The sequence below is a fragment of the Bradyrhizobium sp. AUGA SZCCT0105 genome, assembly GCF_018129565.1.
Taxonomy (GTDB): Bacteria; Pseudomonadota; Alphaproteobacteria; order Rhizobiales; family Xanthobacteraceae; genus Bradyrhizobium.
Genome location: NZ_JAFCMK010000017.1, coordinates 1 through 19981 on the forward strand (window position 1 = coordinate 1; position 19981 = coordinate 19981).

Here is a 19981-nt window from a genome sequence, read left to right on the forward strand (position 1 = left end):
GAACTTCTTGATGGTATCGGGCGAAACCGCAACCCGCGGCTCGGACGCATCGATTTCCTTGGCAACGGCGATCTTCACGCTCACAGCACCACTCTTGAGAACCAACGAGGTCATTCACCAAATCAGCGACGCAAGCACGGCATGTCCCAGAGGATCGTCCTCGATCCCTGGGTGGCCGCCTGCGCCGCAGGATTTTCCAGCTTGGCAACGCCGACGCATTAATCGCGCGGCGTCTCGAGCCCAAAGGAGACAATTCCGCCGGGCTCGAAGTCGGCGCATCGTTGCGCAAACTTGACGATCTCAGCACGAGCTTTTCGATCCCGCACCCTCATGAACGACGCGAGAAGCACCAGGCATTCGTCGGAACCCACCTCGTCCCTCGCTCGCGCCGCACCGCCCATGAGAGTCTCGTCATTCCTGCTCACCTACCGTCATCCGCCCAAGTAGGCAGATCGCACATGTTCATCGTCGATGAGATCCTTGCCGCTGCCGGACAGAACGATCGAACCGGTCTCCAGAAGATAGGCGTAGTCGCACATCTCGAGGGCCGAATAGGCGTTCTGCTCGACCATCAAGACCGTCGTCCCGGCTTTCCTGATGCTATCGATGATCGAGAACACCTGTTCGACGATGTTGGGCGCCAAGCCGAGCGACGGCTCGTCAAACATCATCAGCCTGGGCTTGGACATGATCGCGCGGCCGATCGCCAGCATCTGCTGCTCGCCGCCGGATAGCGTCCCGGCAACCTGATGCCGGCGCTCGGCCAGTCGCGGAAACATCCCGAAGATCCGCTCCCGATCCGCCGCGATCTCCCGACGGTCGGTCCGCAGATAGGCGCCCATATCGAGATTTTCGTCGACGGTCATATCAGGGAACACACGCCGCCCCTCGGGGCAATGTGCGATTCCCTTGCTCAGGATCTCCCGCGCCGAGCACTTCGTAATGTCGTGCCCATCGAACGTAATCCGTCCGGCAGCCGAAGGCAGGATTCCCGAGATCGCCCGCAACGTCGTGCTTTTGCCTGCACCGTTCGCTCCGATGAGAGCGACCAGCTGCCCCTGCCCGATCGACAAGGTGACGCCCTTGAGGGCCTCGACCTTGCCATAACGGCAAACAAGACCATTAATGTGCAGCATGCCGGCTGGCTCCTTCACCGAGATAGGCACGAATGACCTCGGGATTGCCGCGGATCGCCGCGGGCGGCCCTTCGGCGATGATGCGGCCGTAGTTGAGCACGACGATGCGATCGGAGACGCCCATGACCATGGGCACATCGTGTTCCACCAGCAGGATCGACATGCCGCGGCCGTGCAGCTTGTTGAGCAATTCCATGAACCGGGAGGTTTCCGTCGCGTTCATGCCCGACACCGGCTCATCCAGCAAAAGCATCGAAGGGTCTGTAGCAAGGGCAAGCGCGACGCCGAGCAAGCGCTGATCGCCGTAAGACAGCGACCCGGCGAGTTCGTCGGCACGGCGCGCGATCCCGACGATCTCAAGCAGCTCGTGCGCAAGATTCCTCAACTCCGCCTCCGCGCGCCCTTCGCGCGGCAGCGCCAGCAGCGTATCCAGCAGCGTCGACCGGCTCCGTCGGTGCAAGCCGATCATCACGTTCTCGAACACGGTCACGCTCTGGAACACGCTGGTGCGCTGGAAGGTCCGCGCCAGGCCGAGCGAGGTGACTTCATGCGGCTTGAGGTTGCTGAGCGAGGTATTCTTATAGCGCACCTCGCCCTTGGTCGGCCGCAGAAAGCCGGTGATGACGTTGAAGGCGGTCGTCTTGCCGGCACCGTTCGGCCCGATCAGGCTGACAATCTCACCCTGGTTGACGACGAAGCTCATATCCGTGATCGCAATCAGTCCGCCGAAATGCACGGCGATATGTTCAACGGACAGAACTGGCTGCGGAGCGTTGGAGGGTATGGTGCTCATGGCGTGTCGTGCATCTTGGCTTGGAGAGGCTCCGGATCGGTGCGGGTGCTAGGCGCTGCGAACCACTTCTCGATGGCGGGGACAATGCCCTTTGGCAACACGAAGACGATGATGATCATCAGCAGGCCATAGAGGATCCACTGGATCTCAGGCGTAGCGAAAGACCGGGCAGCGACGGGAATGAAGCCGAAGATGAGGCCGCCGACGATGGGTCCCGCGAGGGTGCCCTTGCCGCCCGAGATCACCATGATCACCATCGTGACCGTGTACAGGAACGCAAACACGTCGGGATCGATGATCTTGAGGTAATGGGCGTAGAGGCTTCCGGCGGCCCCCGCGATGCCGGCCGAAAACACCGCGGCCAGCACCAAATAGCGGGTCACGTCGATCCCGACCGAGACCGCGAGCGACTCGTTCTCCTTGAGCGCAATCATTGCGCGCCCGACGCGGGAGTAAACCAGGCGCTGGATGACGATGTAGGACACCACAAGGACGGCAAGCACGAGATAGTAGTTGGATTGCTTGCTGTAGAAGTCGAGATAGCCAACTCCGGGGAATCCCAGCGTCATCGGCGGGATCGAGGTCAAGGCGAGCGGGCCTTGGGTCAATTCGACCCAGTTCAGCGCGACCAGCCGGACCACTTCCGCAAAGCTGATGGTCACGATGACGAAGTAGGCACCCCGCACCTTGAAGGACAGCTTCCCGACGGCGTAGCCGCAGAGCGCTGCAACCAGGGTGCCGATCACAAACCCGGTCCAGACCGGCCAGGGTTCGTGAACCACGCGGATACCGCCGATCAACTCGACATCGAAGCCCAGCGACACCAGCGCGCTGGTGTAGGCTCCAATTCCAAAGAACGCGACGTGGCCAAGGCTCAACTGTCCGGTGTATCCGAGCAGGAGATTGAGGCTCATCGCCGCGACAATGAGGATACCCGTCGTGATGAAGGCGTTCAGCAGATACGGATCGTGCAGCCAAAGCGGGACAGATGCGAATGCGGCGAGCGCGATATAGGGGATCAGGCGCTTCATCCGATCCGCTCCGCGCGTGCAAACAGGCCGGTCGGCTTGAAGAGGAGAACGACGATGATGATCAGAAAGCCCATGGCATCGCGATAGCCCGACGAAACGTATCCGGCACCGAGCTCCTCGGCCAACGCCAGCAGGAAGCCGCCGATGGTGGCCCCACCGATGCTGCCGAGACCACCCAGGATGACGATGGCAAAAGCCTTCAGCGAAGCGAGATTGCCCATTTGTGGGGAGATGACGTAGACGGGTCCGAGCAATGCACCCGCCGCTGCCGCGAGGCTCGAGCCGATCGCGAACGTCGCCATGTAGATGAACTGGATGTTGACGCCCATGAGCGAAGCAGCGTCACGATCCTGGAAGGTGGCGCGCATTGCCTTTCCGAGCTTTGTGCGATTGATCAGAAGATAGGACACGCCGATCAGGGCAAGGGCAGCGCAGAAGACGAACAGGCGCAACCAGGACACCGAAATCGAACCAATGACGAGCGGAAGCTCGGGGAACGGCGTCGAAACTGACTTCGCGACCCCACCCCAGACGAACTGCTCGCCATTCTGCATCACGATCATGGCGCCGATCATGACCAGCATGGTCGTATCGATGTCCGCGCCACGCATCGGGCGCAGCAAGACGACCTCGATCAGCGCACCAGCAAAGCAGCCCAGGACGACCGCCACGATCAGCGCAAGGAAGAAGTTCAGGCCGAGCATCACGCCGACGAAATACAGCGCATAGGCCCCGAAGGAGTAGAGCTCACCGTGCGCGAAATTGACGACGCGCATGATGCCAAAGATGAGCGTAAGCCCGATGCCCAGCAGCGCGTAGGTGCTGCCCAGAATGAGCGTGTTGACGATGTGTTGCAGAAGCTCGGTCATGCTGATTTTTTCGGCCGAAAGACCGCTGATCCTCTCTTCAGAGCATGTTTATGGGCGAGGCAATGCCAAGGCGCCACCGATTATGGTGGCGCCTTCCGCAATCGTCGAGCTCAGGAGCCCGACAGGACGATCTTTTCGTTCACGATCTTGATCAGATAGAGGTTGGGCATGCTCTGGCCGCTTTCCTTGCCGGTCGGCCCTTGCTTCTGGAACTTGATCTGACCATTCAGGCCAGGAAAGTCGGTCGTCCAAAGCGCATCGGTGATCGCCGCGGGCTCTGCCTTGCCGGCCCGCTGGATCGCATTGGCGATGGTGCGAATTCCGTCGTAGCCACGGAAGCTTTCAGTCGCGCCGGCGATCGCATAGCCACGCTTTTTCCACTCGCCGAGGAAATACTTCGTCGCTGCCGGATCCGGGGTCTTGTCCGGATACCAGGGCGCGAAGGTCGTCAGATGCATGGAGCCGTTCGCTGCGGCGCCGGCCTGCTCGATCAGCTGATCCGGATTCTGCGAGCCGCCGGTGGTGACGATCCGCTTGGTGATGCCGAGCGCTGCGGCCTGCTTCAACACCAGGGTCAGCTGCTCGACCGCGGTCGTGACCATGATCGTGTCCGAGTCGGTTGCCTTGATCTTGGCAAGCTGGGCGCTCATGTCCTGGGCGGCCTGATCCATGATCTCCACGAGGCCGACCTGAATGTTCTGGGCCTTCATGATCTTGCCGAAGTCCTCGGCTGATCCGCGGCCCCAGTCGTTGTTGATGACGAGGAAGTCGGCCTTCTTGATCCCGAGTGACGGCATGATGGCCTTGAACTCGGTCGCCTCGACCGAGGACGGCGGCGAGATGCGGAAGATGTAGGAATTGCCCGACGTCGTGATCTTGCTCGAGGACGAGGTCTCCACCACCATCGGGACCTTGTATTCCATGAGCTTCGGCATCACCGCAAGCGTCAGGCTCGAGCCCCAGGCACCCATGATCACGGGCACCTTGTCGCCGGTGATCAACTTCTCGGCGACGGCAGCGGCCTCCGTCGGATTGCTCTTGTTGTCTTCGATGACCAGCTCGATCTTGCGACCGAGCAAGCCGCCCTTGGCGTTGATTTCGTCGGCGGCAATCTTTGCGCCATTCACGACATAGGTACCGGAAGCGGCGAACGGACCGGTGAGCGGCTCATTGACGCCGATCTTGATGGGCTGCGCCGCTGTGCCCGTCGCCAGTGCGGTCGACATCGCCGCGGCGAGGGCCGCGCCCGTAATCAATCCGTGTGCTCGCTTCATCTTTCCTCCTGTGCTCGCATGAGCCGTGCCTAGGGAACGAAACACCAGTGCAGCGCGCCAGCTTATGGGTGCTGGGCCATTCGTCACCGCCGGGATGATCCTATCATCCTATTCTTAGTATCTTAAAGATACTTCTAATCCGTCGTCAAGCAGGCGCCCTGCTCTATTTTTGTTTTCGCAGTGCCCTCATTTGACGCAGCCGCCCATCATTTGCGCGATTGCTTTCGCCTAGACCAATTTCGAAACTCCTTCGACGGACACGATGCCGCGCGTGCCGATCAAGCGTTCGCCAAATTCGCTTCTTTGTTGAACTCGATGGTGAGTTGATCCCATTCGCCCAGGCTGTCCTGAATCCTGCTCCAGAAGGACTGCGAGCGGCGCCGCTCAAAATCGGCAACTGAAACCCCCTGCTGCTCGACCCAGGTGTAGTAGCCGAGGTTGAAGACGGCGCGGCGCGAATGCTCCGTCAGCTCAACGACGTTGTCGGCGGCGGCGCCGAGCAGGCAGGCGCCGAAGATTTCGGCGGCATTCACCTGATCAAGGCCACGCGCGTAGTGCTTCTCTTCAAACTGCCTGCGTTCGCTGCCGTACATGGAAGCGCTGTCCGTCGCCACGGTGACAATGGCCTTTTCGGGCCCGTAGTTCATCTGCTTGGCCAGCTTGATCGAGGCGATGATGTTGGCGAGCCCGGAGATGCCGATATGGTCAAAGGCGCGCACCAGCGCGGGTTCGAGACCGCGGCGCGTCTCGAGATAGTCCCGGGCCGCCTTCGTGCCGAACAGTAGATTGAGCTGGTCCGTGGTTCGGTCCGAGACCCCGACGACGAAGTCGAGGTTCATGACATTGTGAATGAGCGGGATGTGCTTGTCGCCGATCCCCTGAATGTTGTGCTCGCCATAGCCATTGTTGAGCATCGTCGGGCATTCGAGCGCCTCGACGGCAACGACTTTCGAGCCCCAGCGTCTCTTGAGAAAATCACCCGCGGCGATCGTCCCCGACGACCCGGTTGCCGAGACGAAGGCCGCCAATTCGTGGTTATCGTCTTGATTGAACGCCTTGAAGGCATCTTCCGCTGCGCGCCCCGTGCATTCATAGTGGATGAGATAGTTCGAGAACGACGAGAACTGGTTGAGAATGACGTTGCTGTCGTCGCGCCTGAGCTCCGCGCACTTGTCGTAGATTTCCTTGACGTTGCTCTCGGTACCGGGCGTCCGGATGATGTCGGCCGGATCCGTCACCCACTTCTCGAGCCATTCGAAGCGCTCGCGGCTCATCCCTTCGGGCAAGACGGCAACGCCGCGACAGCCGAGGATCCGCGAAACGGCGACACCGCCACGACAGTAATTGCCGGTAGAAGGCCAGACAGCCTTCTGTTTGGATGGATCGAAGCGCCCGGTCACGAGCTGCTCGATCAAGGCGGCATAGGCCGGCAGGACCTTGTGCGCGCCGATCATCGGAAAGCGATCGCCGAGCAACACGATGATCTTGGCATCGACGCCGGAGATCTCCTTTGGCAGCACGATATGGCCCGGCACCAGGTCCCTGCCCCTGCGGTCTTCCGCATTGTACCAGTGCATGCGCCAGAGGTTCGCGGCGCTCGGCTCATCCGGCCCGACCGCCGCAATGTCCTCCCACACCCTGGCTGACGGAAGCGGTGGATGCGCGAGCTGCGAGAAGGTCGGCAGCTTCAGGTTAAGTTTGCGCGCTTGCGCCGCGGCTTGCCGCCAGCCCTTCCTGTCGACGACATTCGGCTCGATTACAAACGCCATTTCCAATCATCCCTGTTGAATCTCACGGCCTCGCCCCGGGTCCTCTAGCACCCCGCGGATCGCATGCCCGTGCTGGTCTGCCGCTCATGGACCGCGTCAAATGAACGCTGCCTCCGAACGTCATCCGCCACGCCATACGTCGTCGTGCGCTGACGCGGCACACGGCCTGCCGAAATGATGATCGATTCCAGCGCCTGCGGCGTCATTTCCTGGCCGTGCGAGGCGCCGGCCGACCGCGAGATGCTCTCATCCATCAGTGTGCCGCCGAGGTCGTTGACGCCGGCCGAAAGGCAGTGCCGCAACCCCTCCGGTCCCATCTTGACCCAGGATGCCTGGATATTGGTGATGTGCGGGTTGAGGACGAGGCGCGACACCGCATGCATCAAGACCGCCTCGCGGAATGTCGGCCCCGGTCGCGCCCGGCCTTTGAGATAGACCGGCGCTTCCATGTGAACGAACGGCAACGGCACGAGCTCGGTAAATCCGCCGGTCTCCGCCTGCAAGCGCCGCAGCCGGAGCAGGTGCCGCGCCCAATGGTCGTAACGCTCGATATGGCCGAACATGATGGTGGCCGTCGATCGGAGCCCGATCGAGTGCGCCGTGCGCATGACGTCGAGCCACTGCTGGGTCCTGATCTTGTCCGCGCAGAGCGTCTCGCGCACCTCGTCGTCGAGGATTTCAGCGGCCGTTCCCGGCAGGGTGCCCAACCCGGCCGCTTTCAGCTCCAGCAGGAATTCGGCGACCGAAATACCCAGCGTGTGTGCCCCTTGATGGATCTCGAGCGGCGAGAACGCATGGAGATGCATGGCCGGGACGGCGCCCTTCACGGCCCGACAGACATCCAGGTACTTCTGCCCCGTATAGGAAGGATGGATGCCGCCCTGCATGCACACCTCGGAGGCGCCGCGGTCCCACGCCTCGGTGACCCGCTGCGCGACTTCGGACATTTCGAGGTCGTAGGGCCGGCCCCGCAGGTTCTCGCTCATCTTCCCCTTCGAGAAGGCGCAGAACTGGCATTTGAAGGAACAGATGTTGGTGTAGTTGATGTTGCGGCATACGACGTAGGACACCACGTCGCCGTTGACGCTGCTCCGCAATTCGTCGGCCGCCCGGCAGACGCTGGTAAAGTCGCGCTCGTGAGCGCGGAACAGCCTGACGATCTCGCCCTCCGAAAGCTCATCGCCGCGCTGGGCCTTGGCAATGACGGACATGACTTCGCTGCCGTGCGCGGTGCGCGGTGCGGATTTCAGCCATCCGAGCTCGCGCGATGGCAGCCCGCCGATGTGGCCGGGATGCCAGTCGTCGCTGCGCGGGAATCCATCGCCGTCGATGCGGTCGAGGACCGACTTCAGCAGCTTGTTGTCGAGCCAGCGCGAGGGATAGCGTGCGAAGCTCGGATAGATCGGCAGCCGCTTCTCGAGCCGCTTGCCGGTTGACCGCGTTGCAGCCTCCAGGAGCCGCAGATGCGGCCATGGTGCTTCGGGATTGACGTGGTCCGGCGTGACGGGCGAGACGCCACCCCAATCGTTGATCCCTGCCGCAACGACGCGCCCCAAGGCTGCCGGGCTGAGGTTCGGCGGCGCCTGAATGTTCATCTCCGGCTCGAATATCAGGCGAGCGACAGCGATGGTCCAGAGATGATCGTCCACGGAGGGCGCGGGTGCATCGGCCATGCGCGTCCCGACCTTTGGCCGGAAGTTCTGGACGATGATCTCCTGCAGATGGCCATGCGCATCGTTCAGGTCCCGCAGCGCGAGCAATGCATCGATCCGTTCGGCCCTGGTCTCCCCGATGCCGATCAGGATTCCGGATGTGAACGGAATGGCCTGCTCACCGGCAGTCTTGATTGTCTGAAGCCTGACGGCAGGCACCTTGTCCGGCGATCCGAAGTGGGGGCCGCCCTTCGCGCAAAGCCGGTCGGACGCGGACTCCAGCATGACGCCCTGCGAGACCGATACCTTGCGCAGCATGGCAAGGTCGAGCTCGCTCATGATCCCGGGATTGACGTGAGGGAGCAGGCCAGTTTGCTCGAACACAGCCCTGGCGACTTCGGCGAGATACGACAGCGTGGATTCGTGGCCGAGCCTTGTCAGCTCCTCACGCGCGACGCGGTAGCGAAGCTCGGGCTTGTCGCCGAGCGTAAACAGCGCCTCATGACAGCCGGCCTCCTTGCCGGCCCTGGCGATCGCGACCGCTTCCTCGACCGAGAGATACGGCTTGACGTTCGAACGCGGCGCGTGAGCGAACGTGCAGTAGTGACAGACATCGCGGCAAAGCTGGGTGAGCGGGATGAACACCTTGGGCGAATAGGTGATGACATCACCGTGCGCGGCATCCCTTCGCCTGGCGGCGGCCGTCAGGAGTTCGTCGATGTCAGCAAGATCGATGAGCTCATAGGCTTCGCTTCGGGACAGGCGACGATCGAACGGGAGATTCAAGACGGACGTCATCAGAACAGCCTCACGGGGACGGGATGGTCGTCGCTGCCGAAGCGCTCGGCAATCTTGAGCTCATCTAGAAACGAACCTGTCGTTCCGAGGTTTTGCGACGAGATCAGATACGGACCAAAATCGATCGGGCAATCGATGTCCTTGCCGATGCCATGGGACTTGAACACGCTGCAGCTCAGCTGCCGCTGCCGCGCCAGGGCGCGGTGGGCGCGGAAACTCTCTTCGCCAAACCGAGGCTCCAGCATGTCGGGCGACCGCATCGCCAGGGCATTTGTGCCACCGTCGTAAAGCGCGGGTACGAGCACGATCGGCGTGTGGTCCAGCAACCGGATGACGTGTTCGAAGTCCTCCGGACGGGCAAACGGAATATCGGCGGGCACGACAAGAACCCGCCGCCCGTACGGTTGGAACGCATCGAGGCCACGCTGCACCGCGGCATTGACGCCGGTCTCGACGTCATCGAAGATCATGGCCGCGTCGAAGCGCTTGGCGATCGCAAACGCTTCCGGATCGGCGCTCACCACGGCGATGCCGGCCAGCGCGCGCGTATCCCGCAGGTTTCCGAGAACATCGCACAGCATGGCTTGCGCCAGCTTTGTGCGCTCGGTCGCCACCAGGATGTCGCCCAGCCTGCTCTTTGCTTGACTGAACCGTTTGACAGGCACCAGGGCCCAGGTTTCGGAATCGTCCATCGCTCCGCTCAGCTGTTTAGTCGATCGAGAAATCGGAGACACTCGCGTGCCAACTGAACACGCTCATCCTTCGAGCGCATGATCGTGTTCGTCACATGCACGGGAATGCCGATCGCATCGGCGTCGGCCTGGTCCTCGCGATCCATCACCAGACCATCGAGGAAGCCATAGTGCCTGACAATCGAGGCGCAGTTTGTCGCGACGCCGAGCTCGTTCATGATCTTTGCGGTCGGCCCCTTGATGGCGCGGCCGCCGACCAGCGGCGAGATTGCGACGATGGAGGCCTTGGTCGCATCCAGGGCCGCGCGGATACCGGGTACAGCCAGGATCGGATCGATGCTGAGATACGGGTTCGACGGACAGACGATGATGGCATCGGCGGCGCCGATGGCCCGCAATGCGGCGCTGGTCGCCGTTCCACCGCTGGGGCTCTGGAATTCGATCTTCTTGACCTCGGGCCGCGCCAGCAGCTCGACGAAATAGCGTTGAAATGCGAGCTTCTGATCGGCCGTCACGACGATCGTCGCAAACGGATCGTCGGTCATCGGCAGGATGCTCGCCTCAATGCCGAGCTGCGATGCAATCCTGCCCGTGAAATCGGTCAAGGTCACGCCGGCGCTCAGCGCGCGCGAGCGCAGGACGTGCATGGCAAGATCGCGGTCTCCCAAGCGAAACCATGTCTCGCCGTTCAGGCCGCCGAGCGCCTCCATGAAGTTCCAGCTTTCGCCGGCTCGTCCCCAGCCGCGCTCTTCGTCGGCAAGCTCGCCCAGCGTATAGACCACCGTGTCGATGTCCGGTGAGATCGTGAGGCCAAGATGCTCGAAGTCGTCGCCTGTGTTGACGATGACGGCGAGCTTGGCGCCCAGCAGGCGATTGAGGCCATAGGCAAGCTTGGCGCCTCCGACTCCGCCGCAAAGCGCAACAACGTTGAGGTCAGCGCCACTCATCGGAACATGTCCTGGCTCTTGGGTCGCGCGAGCGCGGCCGCGGGTGAGACCGGTCCATCAAGCGTGAGGCCACGGACGAGGATGATCGGCATGCCCTCGCCCGCTTGCCCCATCAGGAGCGAGGCGGCGCCGGCGATCTCATCGGCGATGGCAACTTCAGTGACGCGCATCGCCCGGCCAAACATGTCTGGAACACCAATTTGGCTCAGCAACGAGGGAATGCCGGCAGCGCCGATCGCCACGCCGACGACACCATTGCGCCAGGGACGGCCGAAACTGTCGTTGATGATGATTCCAAGATCGAGGTCGCCGGCTGCGTCCAGCGCGATCTTCAGCCTCTGCGCTGATCCGTCAGGATCTTTGGGCAGCAGCAGGACGCGCTCTTCGCCTTCACGGTGTTCGATGTTCGATTGATCGATGCCGGCGTTGGCCATGACGAAGCCGAGCCGGTGCGCGGCGATGACGACGTTCGGCCGTGTCTTGACGACCTCCGCGGATTCGCGCAGCACGACCTCGAGGAAGCGCGGGTCCTTGCCGACCGTCGCCGCGAGTTCGAGCGCCTCCGGCGACGGCTCGACGTCGCTCAGCCGAACGTACCGCCCTTCCGATTTCGAGACGATTTTCTGCGCAATGACGAGGATGTCGCCCCGCTGCAGCTCGAGAGACATCCCGGCCAGGCTCTGCCTGATGAGCGCGGCAAGATCCTCGCCCGGCTCGACGCGCCGAATGTCCTGCAGGGCGATGTATTCGACTCGCGTCCCCACAGGCATGGATCAGGTACCCGGGGTAGCGGACAGGCCGGTGATGCGGATGCCCGCGCCGGGCACCTTGTAGCGTCGATTGATCCCGATCAGCACGGATGTCAGCGCCTCGGCTGCCGCCGAATTTGCCAGCACGCCGCCGTCGATGCCTGCGGATGCAACTTCATTCGCGAGACCGATGACGACGTCGCGCGCCGCCTTGTCGTCGCCAAAGACCAGAACGTCGCAATCCGCCCGGCTGCCCTGGTGCAGCTTGGTCGCGCCCACATTGTGGAAGGCGGAGACGACCCGCACGCCGGGTCCGAGCAACTGCTGCGCGATCTGCGCGGCCGAGCCGGCGGACGGAAGCTGGACCACGGACACCTTCGGCGGCACCAGCGGGACCGCGGCATCCACGACGATCTTGCCCTGAACCACGTCCTTGACTTCGTTCAGCGTCGCATCATGGCTCGCGAACGGCACGGCAACGACCACGATGTCGGCAGCCCGCGCGGCGGCGGAATTGTCGTCGCCCGCAACGTCGCCGGTCATGGTCTCCGCCGCGCTCCTGGCCTTCTCTGCGGAGCGTGAACCGAGAATGACTTTGTAACCGGCCGCAAGCCAGCATTTCGCGAGGCCGGATCCCAAGTCACCGGTTCCTCCAAGGATGGCAATCGTCGGCTTCGTGTTCATGTCTCGGTGGCCTTTCCGGGATTAGTCGAGGGGCATTTCGGTGAGCGGCACGAGCTTGACGCCGGCCTTCTCGAGGCCCTCCCGCACCGCACGAGCCGTGGCGACGCCCGTGGGCTCGTCGCCATGGACGCACAGCGAGTGGACCTTGCATGTGATCTTCTTGCCGTTGCGGGAGGTGATGGTGTTGTTCAGCACCATATCGAGCACCTGCCGGGTGGCGACCGCCGCGTCCTTGATGACCGAGCCCGCGATCTTGCGCGATGTCAGATTGCCGTCGTCGTCGTACTGGCGATCGCAGAAGCCTTCGATTGCGACGGGCAGTCCGAGCTTGCGGCCGGCTTTCTCCATCTCGGACCCAGCGAGAGCCACATAGATGATGCGCGGATCGACGGCCTTGATGGCGCGGCCGATGGCCAGCGCGTATTCAGCGTCTTCGGCGGCCATGTTGTTGAGCGCGCCGTGCGGCTTGAGGTGGGTGACCCGCTCGCCTTCGTAGGCCGCCATCGCCTGCAGCGCGCCAATCTGATAGGCGACCATGTATTCGAGGTCGTCGGGGCGCATATCGATGCGCCGACGTCCGAAACCCCAGAGATCGTTGAAACCGGGATGAGCACCGATCGTGACGCCGAGGCGCTTGGCTTCGCGCACGACGTTGCGCATCACCCGCGGGTCACCGGCGTGAAAGCCGCAGGCGATATTGGCCGATCCGATGATCTTGAGGATTCCGGCATCGTCACCGACGTCGTAGGCACCGAACCCTTCGGCCATGTCGGCGTTCAAGTTGATCGATATGGTCATCCGTCACCTCGTCTGCTCGAGCTATAATGTCCTATCATTAGTAAGACAATCCCTTTTGCAAACAATTTTTCCCGTTTTCCGAAGATCGTTTTTAAGGAACGACGGCAGGCGGCCGTCTCACGAGATCCGCATTGAACCATCATCCCAATGATAGTATGTATCCCCAATCCTGGCAAGCTACGCTGCCCCGATGGCGACACGTCCGATCGGCGGCGGCAGCTCCCACCAAACAACCCATCGCGAAGGCCGGTTCGAATGTTCCTGTCGAATACAAGTTCATCTCACAACCAACCGCTCGACCCGGCGGATGCCGCCACGCTGGCGCGTGAAGAAGCGAGCGAAGTCGAGCGCTTTCTCGCCTTCCGACCGAACCACGCGGAAACGCCGCTGCGATCGCTGCCGGCGCTCGCCCGCGAATTCGAGGTCAAGTCCATCCATATCAAGGACGAATCGCATCGGCTCGGCCTCGGCAGCTTCAAGGCACTGGGCGGATCCTACGCCGTCGTCAGGCTACTGCTGGAGCATGCGAGCAGCAAGCTGGGCCGCGCGGTGGATATCAGCGAGATCGGGACGCCTGCGATACGCGAGATCGCGCGCAGCCTGACGGTCGGCTGCGCCACCGATGGAAATCATGGGCGATCGGTCGCGGCCGGCGCGCAGATGGTCGGAGCCAAGGCGGTCATCTTCGTACATTCCGGCGTCACGGATGAACGCGTGCAGGCAATTGCCCGCTTCGGCGCGGAAATCGTGCGGGTGCCCGGCACTTACGACGACTCCGTCGCTGTCGCCGACAAGGTCTGCCAGGACAATCATTGGATCGTCGTCTCGGATACGTCCTGGCCCGGCTATGAGCGCATCCCCGGACTGGTCATGCAGGGCTATACGGCGATGCTGAACGAGATCCTCCGGCAGCAGCCGGAGACGCCCACCCATGTCTTCATCCAGGCCGGCGTCGGCGGCCTCGCGGCCGCGGTCGCCGGTTACTTTGATGTCGTCTTTGGCAAGAGCCGGCCGACATTCGTGGTCGTCGAACCCGAACGGGCTGCGTGCCTCTATCAAAGCGCCATTGCGGGCGCGCCGATCAAGATCGCCCATGGCGAGCCGACGATCATGGCGATGCTCGAATGCTACGAGCCTTCTCTGGTTGCCTGGCGCATCCTGTCGCGGAAGGCGGACGCGTTCATGATGGTCGGCGAAGAAGGTGCCGCGGCAGCGATGCGCCGCCTCGCGCATCCGACGGGCGATGATCCGGCCATTGTGGCCGGCGAAAGCGGCGCAGCCGGATTGGCCGGCCTTTGGCGCGCCGCCAAGAGCAGCGCCGCGCGTGAATCGCTGGGCTTGAACCAGGCGTCGCGCGTCCTGCTGATCAACACCGAGGGTGCGACCGACCAGAAGCGCTACACGGAAATCGTGGGTGCTTCGCCGGGCAGCATCCTCGCCTAGAGCGAACCGGGAGCGGGCCTTGCGCCCGCTCCTTCGTCAGGCCTTCGTGCGCTTCTTCGATTTTTCGAGAAGATCGGAACGGAGCGCGAAGCAACTGCGATGATAATGGATGTTGGCGACGTAGACGGCGATGTCGTTGCTGTCGACCAGCACCAGGCGACAATCGGCGGTTGGTTCGCCGAGGCCGATCTTGAGCAGTTCGGCCGTTTCGGGATCGGCCACGCCGATCGTCACGACCTGATGAGCATGGGCGAGCGTGATGTCGTCCATCTCCATGATTTTCGTCAGCGCGGCCGTGTGGGTGAAGCGCTTGCGGTCCTTGAGGTAGAGGTTGCGCGCCAGATGGAGGTTGACGACCGAAAACGGCTCGTCCTCGTTGTATTGCACGCTTCTGAGAAACGCGTAGCTGGCGGCGGGCCGGCCTTCATGCGCGGCGAGCCGGGGCGGATCCGCATTCTCCTCGACATAGACGCGCTTGAGGACGTTGTTCCTGACGGAATCGACCATCGACTCGAAATCATTGGCCAGGTTCAGCCAGTGACGATTCTTGGGTCTTCCGGACACGAACGTCCCGCGTCCCTGCTGGGCGTCGAGGAGCCCCTCGTTCCGCAACATCTCGATCGCCTGCCGGATCGTAACGCGCGCGACGCCGAATTCGGTTTCGAGCTCCTCGATGGTCGAGATCTTGTCGCCCTCTTGCCATCGCCCGGACTCGACCCGTTGGCGCATGACCGATGCAACCTGCACGTAGAGGGGGACCCGGCTGCGCTCGTAATTTGGGACTACCTTATTCATGATAGTAAGATAGTCCATTTCATCGCCAAAGGCGAGTTTTTATCGCCGAACAACTAGGATCGTCGCAAGAGCCATCGCAGCGCTCGTCTCACATAATCCAACGCCATCGATCGCATGAGCGCACCGGCGTCGAATTCCCTGACCATGGCCGGCTCGCCCTCGCCTCCACCCGATCGATGGGAGAGCCGCGTCTCGAGGTTCTGGACAAAGACAGCGATGATTCGTCCGGCCACATCCTGGATCAGGCCGGAGCGGCTGAACTGCGCCAGGGCCCCGGTCAAGGTGAAGCCGATGCTGAGATCGACCTTGGTTTGATTCTCCACGTCACCCGGCTTGACGGCATAGCCGATCAGGCCGCGGGTTGACGAGTTGCTGCGCTTGTCCTTGCCTGCGCCGACAATCGTGCCCGTGCGGCGCGCATCATCGCGCGTCACATCGGCGATGCCTTGAAATTCGGCAGAGATCGGCCCGACCTTGATCTTGATCTGGCCGTCGACGTGACCGTCGACCGGCTCTCCGGCCAACGATGCGCCCGGCAGGCAGGCCGCGACCGCGCCGATGTCGGAGAAGAAATTCCAGACGTCATCGATCGGATGCCCGACGGTGAAGCTCTGCGTGAACGTCGTTTGCGGCTTCCAGCTCGTATCCCTGAGCGAGGCCGCCGCCGCTGCCGGAGCTTCCGCCTTTTTCACAGCTGGTGCGGCGGTTGTCTTGGGCCGAGCCGCAGCGGAGGTCACCGCGGTCGCATTGCCCGAACCCGAGGGTCCAAGACGCGTCCGGTTTCCGTTTGGAATCGCCGCGATCCCTCGCCCCCTGCGGTCTGCGATCACACCCTGGATGGCGCGCACGATGCCGACATAGCCGGTGCAGCGACAGAGGTTTCCGCTCATGGCCACGCGAATATCGCGCTCGCTGGGGTCCTGCATGCGCAGCACGACATCGCGCGCCGACACAACCATCCCCGGCGTGCAATAGCCGCATTGCAGGCCGTGCTCCCTCGTGAAGGCCGCACGCAGCTCGCGCGTGATCTCGTCGTCGTCGAGCCCCTCGATCGTCGTGACGTCGGCCTGCTGGCAAGCCAACGCGAAGGTGATGCAGGAGCGCGTGGGCACACCATCGACAAGCAGTGTGCATGCACCGCAGACGCCGTGCTCGCAGCCCAGATGGGTGCCGGTCAGATTGAGCTTCTCGCGGATAAAGTCCGCAAGATGCGTTCGCGGCTGGATCTCCGCGCTGACGGCGCTCCCGTTGACGTTGAGGTTGCAGGTGCTCATTGCGGCCGTGCCTGCTCGATCGCGCGGCGCAGCGCAGCGACATGGGTTTGCTTGTCCAGGGGATCGACCATCCCTGCCTTCTCCAGAATCTCGTCGACAGCCCGGCCGTCGAAACTGTCGTTCAGCCGCGGAGCGCGGCCGTCGCCGATCACATTGCTTGCCTTGGCAATGACGATCGGACGGCTCTCCGTCGCGCCGATCACCGCGCGGCTGATGCCGCGATCGGGGTCGGTCATGAAGGCGCCGATCGCATGGGCAAATTCGCCCGTCTTGCGGCAGCTCTTGTAATAGCCCCAGCGCGCCGATTTGCTCAGTCGCGGCACCACGACGCGAACGAGAACTTCACCAGGGCGCAGGTCGGCTTCGAGAGCGCCGACCATGTAGTCCTCAACGGCCACGGTCCGCTCTCCGGCCGGGCCGCGCAGCACGACTTTGGCCCCAACCGCGGCGAGGATCGAGTGCCAGTCGGCGGACGGATCGGCATGCGTCAAGCTTCCGCCGATGGTGCCGCGATTGCGCACCGCGCGGTATGCGATGCCGTTGGCGACCGTCGGCAGCGCACCGCGGGTGACGTCGGTGACACGGAGGTCCTCGATATCGGCATGCGTGACGCACGCCCCGATCGAGATTTCGTCCGCGCCGTCACTGAAACAACGGAGCTCTTCGATCCCGGTGAGGTCGACGATCAGATCGGGCTGCACGAGCCTGAGATTCAACATCGGCCCGAGCGACTGGCTCCCGGCCATCATCTTGACGGTTCTGCTGTCGTCCGCGATGAGCCTGATCACCGCGTCGACCGCATCGGGGCGCGCATAGTCGAAATTGACAGGTTTCACGCCGGCAACCCTTCTGCCAGTTCGGGCGCCCTCTCCTTGCGGCGCTCGGCTGCGGCCCGAATGGCCTCGAGGACACGCCGTGGCGTCATTGGTGTGTGCAAGACCTGGGCCCCAAGAGGCCGCAATGCGTCATTGACCGCGTTGCCGATTGCCCCGGGAGGCGCAATGGCACCGCCCTCGCCGATGCCTTTGACACCGAACTCCGTATAGGGCGCCAACGTCTCCATGTGGCCGAGCTTGGGCGCCGGCACCTCGGTCGGGCCCGGCAACAGATAGTCGGCAAAGGTCGATGCGAGCGGCTGCCCCGACGTGTCAAAGTTCATCTCTTCATACATTGCGGTGCCGATGCCTTGCGCCAGCCCGCCATAGATTTGCCCATCGACGACCATGGGGTTGATCAGCTGGCCGCCGTCTTCGACGACCACGTAGTCGATCAGCTCGATATCGCCCAACTCCGGATCGACGGCGACCACCGCGATATGGGTCGCGTAGCTGAACGTCCCGGAATCGCGCGCCGGCTTGTAGCCGATGGTGACCTCCAGGCCCCTCGGATCGACCGTTGCCGGCAGATCCTGCGGCCGGCGATACCAGGTGTGCGCGATTTCATCGATCTTCACGCTGTTCGACGGACCGACGACCGCGCCGTTCTCGAGTTTGACATTCTCGACTTCGGTCTGCAGCAGATGCGCGCCAATCCCCTTGATGAGCTTGGCGAGTTCACGCGAGGCCGTCGCAACGGCGCCGCCGGACATCACCGCGCAGCGCGATCCCCAGCTGCCTGTCGAGTACGGCGTGTACTCGGTGTCGCCGTGAACCAGCTTGATGCGCGCGATGTCGATCCCAAGGATCTCGTGCGCGACCTGCGGAAGCGTGGTCTCCATGCTCTGACCATGCGAATGCGCGCCGATGCGAAGCTCGAGGCCGCCGTCGGGGGTCATGCGGGCGGTCGCCTGTTCGTGTCCCGGAACCATCGGGATGCCCCAGCCTGCGTAGACCGACGTGCCGTGCGCACCCTGCTCGCAATAGACTGACAGCCCGACCCCGATCAGCCGGCCGTCCGGCTCGCCCTTCTTCTGGCGCGCGCGGAGGCCCGCCAAATCGATCTTTGCCAGAGCCTGTCGCAGCGATTCCGGATAATCTCCGCTGTCGAAATGCTTCTTGGTGATGTTGTCGAACGGCATCTGCTCCGGCCGCACCAAATTCTTGAGCCGCACCTCGTACGGCTCAAGACCGCATTCGTGTGCGATCGCGTCCATCATCAGCTCGATCGCGTAGCAAACGCCGGTGCGGGCAACGCCGCGGTAAGGCAGGATCGGACATTTGTTGGTGGACACCGACCAGGTGCGGCAGCGATAGGACGGGAAATCGTATGGCCCGGGCAAAATGCTGGCGATCTGCGCAGCCTCCAGACAGGCAGAAAACGGATACGACGAATAGGCGCCGGAATCGACCGAGGCCTCGCACTCGACACCGCGCAGTTTCCCGTCGCGATCGGCGTAGACGGTGATGTTATAATGATGCTCGCGGCAATTCGCGCCCGCCGTCAAATGCTCGCGACGATCTTCGATCCAACGCACGGGATAGCCGCAGCGCATGGCGAGCCAACCCAGACAAACATCCTCCGTCAGCACGATACCCTTGTAGCCGAAGCCGCCGCCGACATCGGGCGAGACGATGCGGATCTTCAGCTGCTCGAGATTGAGGCATTCCGACAGACCGTTGCGCACGATGTGCGGTTGCTGATTGCCGGTGTAGAGGACGAGCTGATCCATCCGCTTGTGCCAGACGGCAACCGTCCCGCGGCCTTCCATCGGCGCCATGCTCTGCCGCGCGGTCGATATCTCGCGCGTGATCTTGATCGGAGCGTCGTAGGCCGCTTCCATGTTGATGTCGACAAACGTCTCGAGGAAGACATTGTCGCCCCACTCTTCGTGTACCAGGGCCGAGTCCGGACGCCGCGCCAGCAGCATGTCATGCACGGCCGGCAATTCCTCGAAATCAACTTCGACCGCAGCTGCAATGTCCTCGGCTTCCGCGCGGCTATCGGCGACGCACATCGCGATCAATTCGCCGACCTGACGGACCTTCTCGAACGCGAGGATCGGCTGATCGGAAGGCTTGAAGCCCGGCAGTCCGGACACAGCGCGAATGGGACGCGTATCGGCCGCGATATCCGACGCAATGAACACGCTGCTGCGGAGGTGCGGCGGGATACGGATATCCTTGATCCGCGCATGGGCAAGCGGACTACGGACGAACGCAACGTCGCGCATGCCGGGCAAGCGAATATCGCCGACATATTCGCCTCGTCCACGGAGAAAGCGATCATCTTCCTTTCGGGAAACGGAAGCTCCAACGCCCTGCTTTGCCACTCCGTCTCCCCTTTTGTCGTCGGTGTCCGGAGCGATCGACGGCTCGAACATCAAATTCATTCTATTATC

Annotated in this window: 17 protein-coding genes; 1 reads left to right on the forward strand and 16 read right to left on the reverse strand. The window is 62.8% G+C overall.

The window, feature by feature from the left end:
* Nucleotides 1–431: 431 nt before the first annotated feature.
* The 12 genes from JQ573_RS38145 to JQ573_RS38200 form a co-directional block, all read right to left on the reverse strand.
* Nucleotides 432–1136, reverse strand: coding sequence for an ABC transporter ATP-binding protein (locus JQ573_RS38145; protein WP_212316312.1), 705 nt, complete (start codon nucleotides 1134–1136; stop codon nucleotides 432–434).
* Nucleotides 1123–1929 (reverse strand): ABC transporter ATP-binding protein, encoded by an 807-nt coding sequence (locus tag JQ573_RS38150; RefSeq protein WP_212316315.1) that lies wholly within the window; start codon nucleotides 1927–1929, stop codon nucleotides 1123–1125. Before JQ573_RS38150 ends, JQ573_RS38145 begins: the two co-directional genes overlap by 14 nt.
* Nucleotides 1926–2960, reverse strand: a complete 1035-nt coding sequence (locus JQ573_RS38155) for a branched-chain amino acid ABC transporter permease (protein ID WP_212316317.1) — start codon at nucleotides 2958–2960, stop codon at nucleotides 1926–1928. Before JQ573_RS38155 ends, JQ573_RS38150 begins: the two co-directional genes overlap by 4 nt.
* A complete protein-coding gene (locus JQ573_RS38160; protein WP_092116278.1) occupies nucleotides 2957–3829 on the reverse strand; it encodes a branched-chain amino acid ABC transporter permease in 873 nt (290 codons plus the stop codon). The genes JQ573_RS38155 and JQ573_RS38160 overlap by 4 nt, the downstream gene beginning before the upstream one ends.
* Before the next feature lie 110 nt (nucleotides 3830–3939).
* Nucleotides 3940–5103 (reverse strand): ABC transporter substrate-binding protein, encoded by a 1164-nt coding sequence (locus JQ573_RS38165; protein WP_212316319.1) that lies wholly within the window; start codon nucleotides 5101–5103, stop codon nucleotides 3940–3942.
* Between the two features lie 278 nt (nucleotides 5104–5381).
* Complete coding sequence (locus JQ573_RS38170; protein ID WP_312011748.1) at nucleotides 5382–6581, reverse strand: pyridoxal-phosphate dependent enzyme; 1200 nt, start codon at nucleotides 6579–6581, stop codon at nucleotides 5382–5384.
* A 335-nt stretch (nucleotides 6582–6916) separates the two neighbouring features.
* Nucleotides 6917–9322: a 5-amino-6-(D-ribitylamino)uracil--L-tyrosine 4-hydroxyphenyl transferase CofH gene (gene cofH, locus JQ573_RS38175; RefSeq protein ID WP_212316323.1), complete on the reverse strand. Its 2406-nt coding sequence runs from the start codon at nucleotides 9320–9322 to the stop codon at nucleotides 6917–6919.
* Entirely contained in the window at nucleotides 9322–10014 is a 693-nt protein-coding gene (cofC, locus tag JQ573_RS38180; protein WP_212316325.1) for a 2-phospho-L-lactate guanylyltransferase, read from the reverse strand. The genes cofH and cofC overlap by 1 nt, the downstream gene beginning before the upstream one ends.
* 8 nt (nucleotides 10015–10022) lie before the next feature.
* A complete protein-coding gene (gene cofD, locus JQ573_RS38185) occupies nucleotides 10023–10961 on the reverse strand; it encodes a 2-phospho-L-lactate transferase (protein ID WP_212316327.1) in 939 nt (312 codons plus the stop codon).
* Nucleotides 10958–11731, reverse strand: a complete 774-nt coding sequence (gene cofE, locus JQ573_RS38190) for a coenzyme F420-0:L-glutamate ligase (protein ID WP_212316329.1) — start codon at nucleotides 11729–11731, stop codon at nucleotides 10958–10960. Before cofE ends, cofD begins: the two co-directional genes overlap by 4 nt.
* Before the next feature lie 3 nt (nucleotides 11732–11734).
* Entirely contained in the window at nucleotides 11735–12394 is a 660-nt protein-coding gene (gene npdG, locus JQ573_RS38195) for an NADPH-dependent F420 reductase (RefSeq protein WP_212316330.1), read from the reverse strand.
* 21 nt (nucleotides 12395–12415) lie between these two features.
* Entirely contained in the window at nucleotides 12416–13192 is a 777-nt protein-coding gene (locus JQ573_RS38200) for a LamB/YcsF family protein (protein ID WP_212316331.1), read from the reverse strand.
* A gap of 255 nt (nucleotides 13193–13447) precedes the next feature.
* Here JQ573_RS38200 and JQ573_RS38205 point away from each other — a divergent pair, with 255 nt between their 5' ends.
* Complete coding sequence (locus JQ573_RS38205) at nucleotides 13448–14635, forward strand: diaminopropionate ammonia-lyase (RefSeq protein ID WP_212316332.1); 1188 nt, start codon at nucleotides 13448–13450, stop codon at nucleotides 14633–14635.
* Nucleotides 14636–14671: 36 nt separating this feature from the next.
* Here JQ573_RS38205 and JQ573_RS38210 read toward each other — a convergent pair whose 3' ends face one another.
* Genes JQ573_RS38210 through JQ573_RS38225 form a run of 4 tightly spaced genes read right to left on the reverse strand, consistent with a single transcriptional unit; the run spans nucleotide 14672 to nucleotide 19963 of the window.
* Nucleotides 14672–15430 (reverse strand): GntR family transcriptional regulator, encoded by a 759-nt coding sequence (locus tag JQ573_RS38210; RefSeq protein WP_212316333.1) that lies wholly within the window; start codon nucleotides 15428–15430, stop codon nucleotides 14672–14674.
* Nucleotides 15431–15483: 53 nt separating this feature from the next.
* The gene (locus JQ573_RS38215; protein WP_212316334.1) at nucleotides 15484–16704 is read right to left on the reverse strand and encodes a 2Fe-2S iron-sulfur cluster-binding protein; all 1221 of its coding nucleotides are present in this window, start codon (nucleotides 16702–16704) and stop codon (nucleotides 15484–15486) included.
* Nucleotides 16701–17540: a xanthine dehydrogenase family protein subunit M gene (locus JQ573_RS38220; protein ID WP_212316335.1), complete on the reverse strand. Its 840-nt coding sequence runs from the start codon at nucleotides 17538–17540 to the stop codon at nucleotides 16701–16703. The genes JQ573_RS38215 and JQ573_RS38220 overlap by 4 nt, the downstream gene beginning before the upstream one ends.
* Entirely contained in the window at nucleotides 17537–19963 is a 2427-nt protein-coding gene (locus JQ573_RS38225) for a xanthine dehydrogenase family protein molybdopterin-binding subunit (protein ID WP_212316511.1), read from the reverse strand. The genes JQ573_RS38220 and JQ573_RS38225 overlap by 4 nt, the downstream gene beginning before the upstream one ends.
* Nucleotides 19964–19981: the final 18 nt, after the last annotated feature.

Bases quoted from the DNA above. Each gene is read 5' to 3' on its own strand.
- JQ573_RS38145 (WP_212316312.1), bottom strand. From the start codon at position 1,136: ATGCTGCACATTAATGGTCTTGTTTGCCGTTATGGCAAGGTCGAGGCC.
- JQ573_RS38150 (WP_212316315.1), bottom strand. From the start codon at position 1,929: ATGAGCACCATACCCTCCAACGCTCCGCAGCCAGTTCTGTCCGTTGAA.
- JQ573_RS38155 (WP_212316317.1), bottom strand. From the start codon at position 2,960: ATGAAGCGCCTGATCCCCTATATCGCGCTCGCCGCATTCGCATCTGTC.
- JQ573_RS38160 (WP_092116278.1), bottom strand. From the start codon at position 3,829: ATGACCGAGCTTCTGCAACACATCGTCAACACGCTCATTCTGGGCAGC.
- JQ573_RS38165 (WP_212316319.1), bottom strand. From the start codon at position 5,103: ATGAAGCGAGCACACGGATTGATTACGGGCGCGGCCCTCGCCGCGGCG.
- cofH (WP_212316323.1), bottom strand. From the start codon at position 9,322: ATGACGTCCGTCTTGAATCTCCCGTTCGATCGTCGCCTGTCCCGAAGC.
- cofC (WP_212316325.1), bottom strand. From the start codon at position 10,014: ATGGACGATTCCGAAACCTGGGCCCTGGTGCCTGTCAAACGGTTCAGT.
- cofD (WP_212316327.1), bottom strand. From the start codon at position 10,961: ATGAGTGGCGCTGACCTCAACGTTGTTGCGCTTTGCGGCGGAGTCGGA.
- cofE (WP_212316329.1), bottom strand. From the start codon at position 11,731: ATGCCTGTGGGGACGCGAGTCGAATACATCGCCCTGCAGGACATTCGG.
- npdG (WP_212316330.1), bottom strand. From the start codon at position 12,394: ATGAACACGAAGCCGACGATTGCCATCCTTGGAGGAACCGGTGACTTG.
- JQ573_RS38200 (WP_212316331.1), bottom strand. From the start codon at position 13,192: ATGACCATATCGATCAACTTGAACGCCGACATGGCCGAAGGGTTCGGT.
- JQ573_RS38205 (WP_212316332.1), top strand. From the start codon at position 13,448: ATGTTCCTGTCGAATACAAGTTCATCTCACAACCAACCGCTCGACCCG.
- JQ573_RS38210 (WP_212316333.1), bottom strand. From the start codon at position 15,430: ATGAATAAGGTAGTCCCAAATTACGAGCGCAGCCGGGTCCCCCTCTAC.
- JQ573_RS38215 (WP_212316334.1), bottom strand. From the start codon at position 16,704: ATGAGCACCTGCAACCTCAACGTCAACGGGAGCGCCGTCAGCGCGGAG.
- JQ573_RS38225 (WP_212316511.1), bottom strand. From the start codon at position 19,963: ATGTTCGAGCCGTCGATCGCTCCGGACACCGACGACAAAAGGGGAGAC.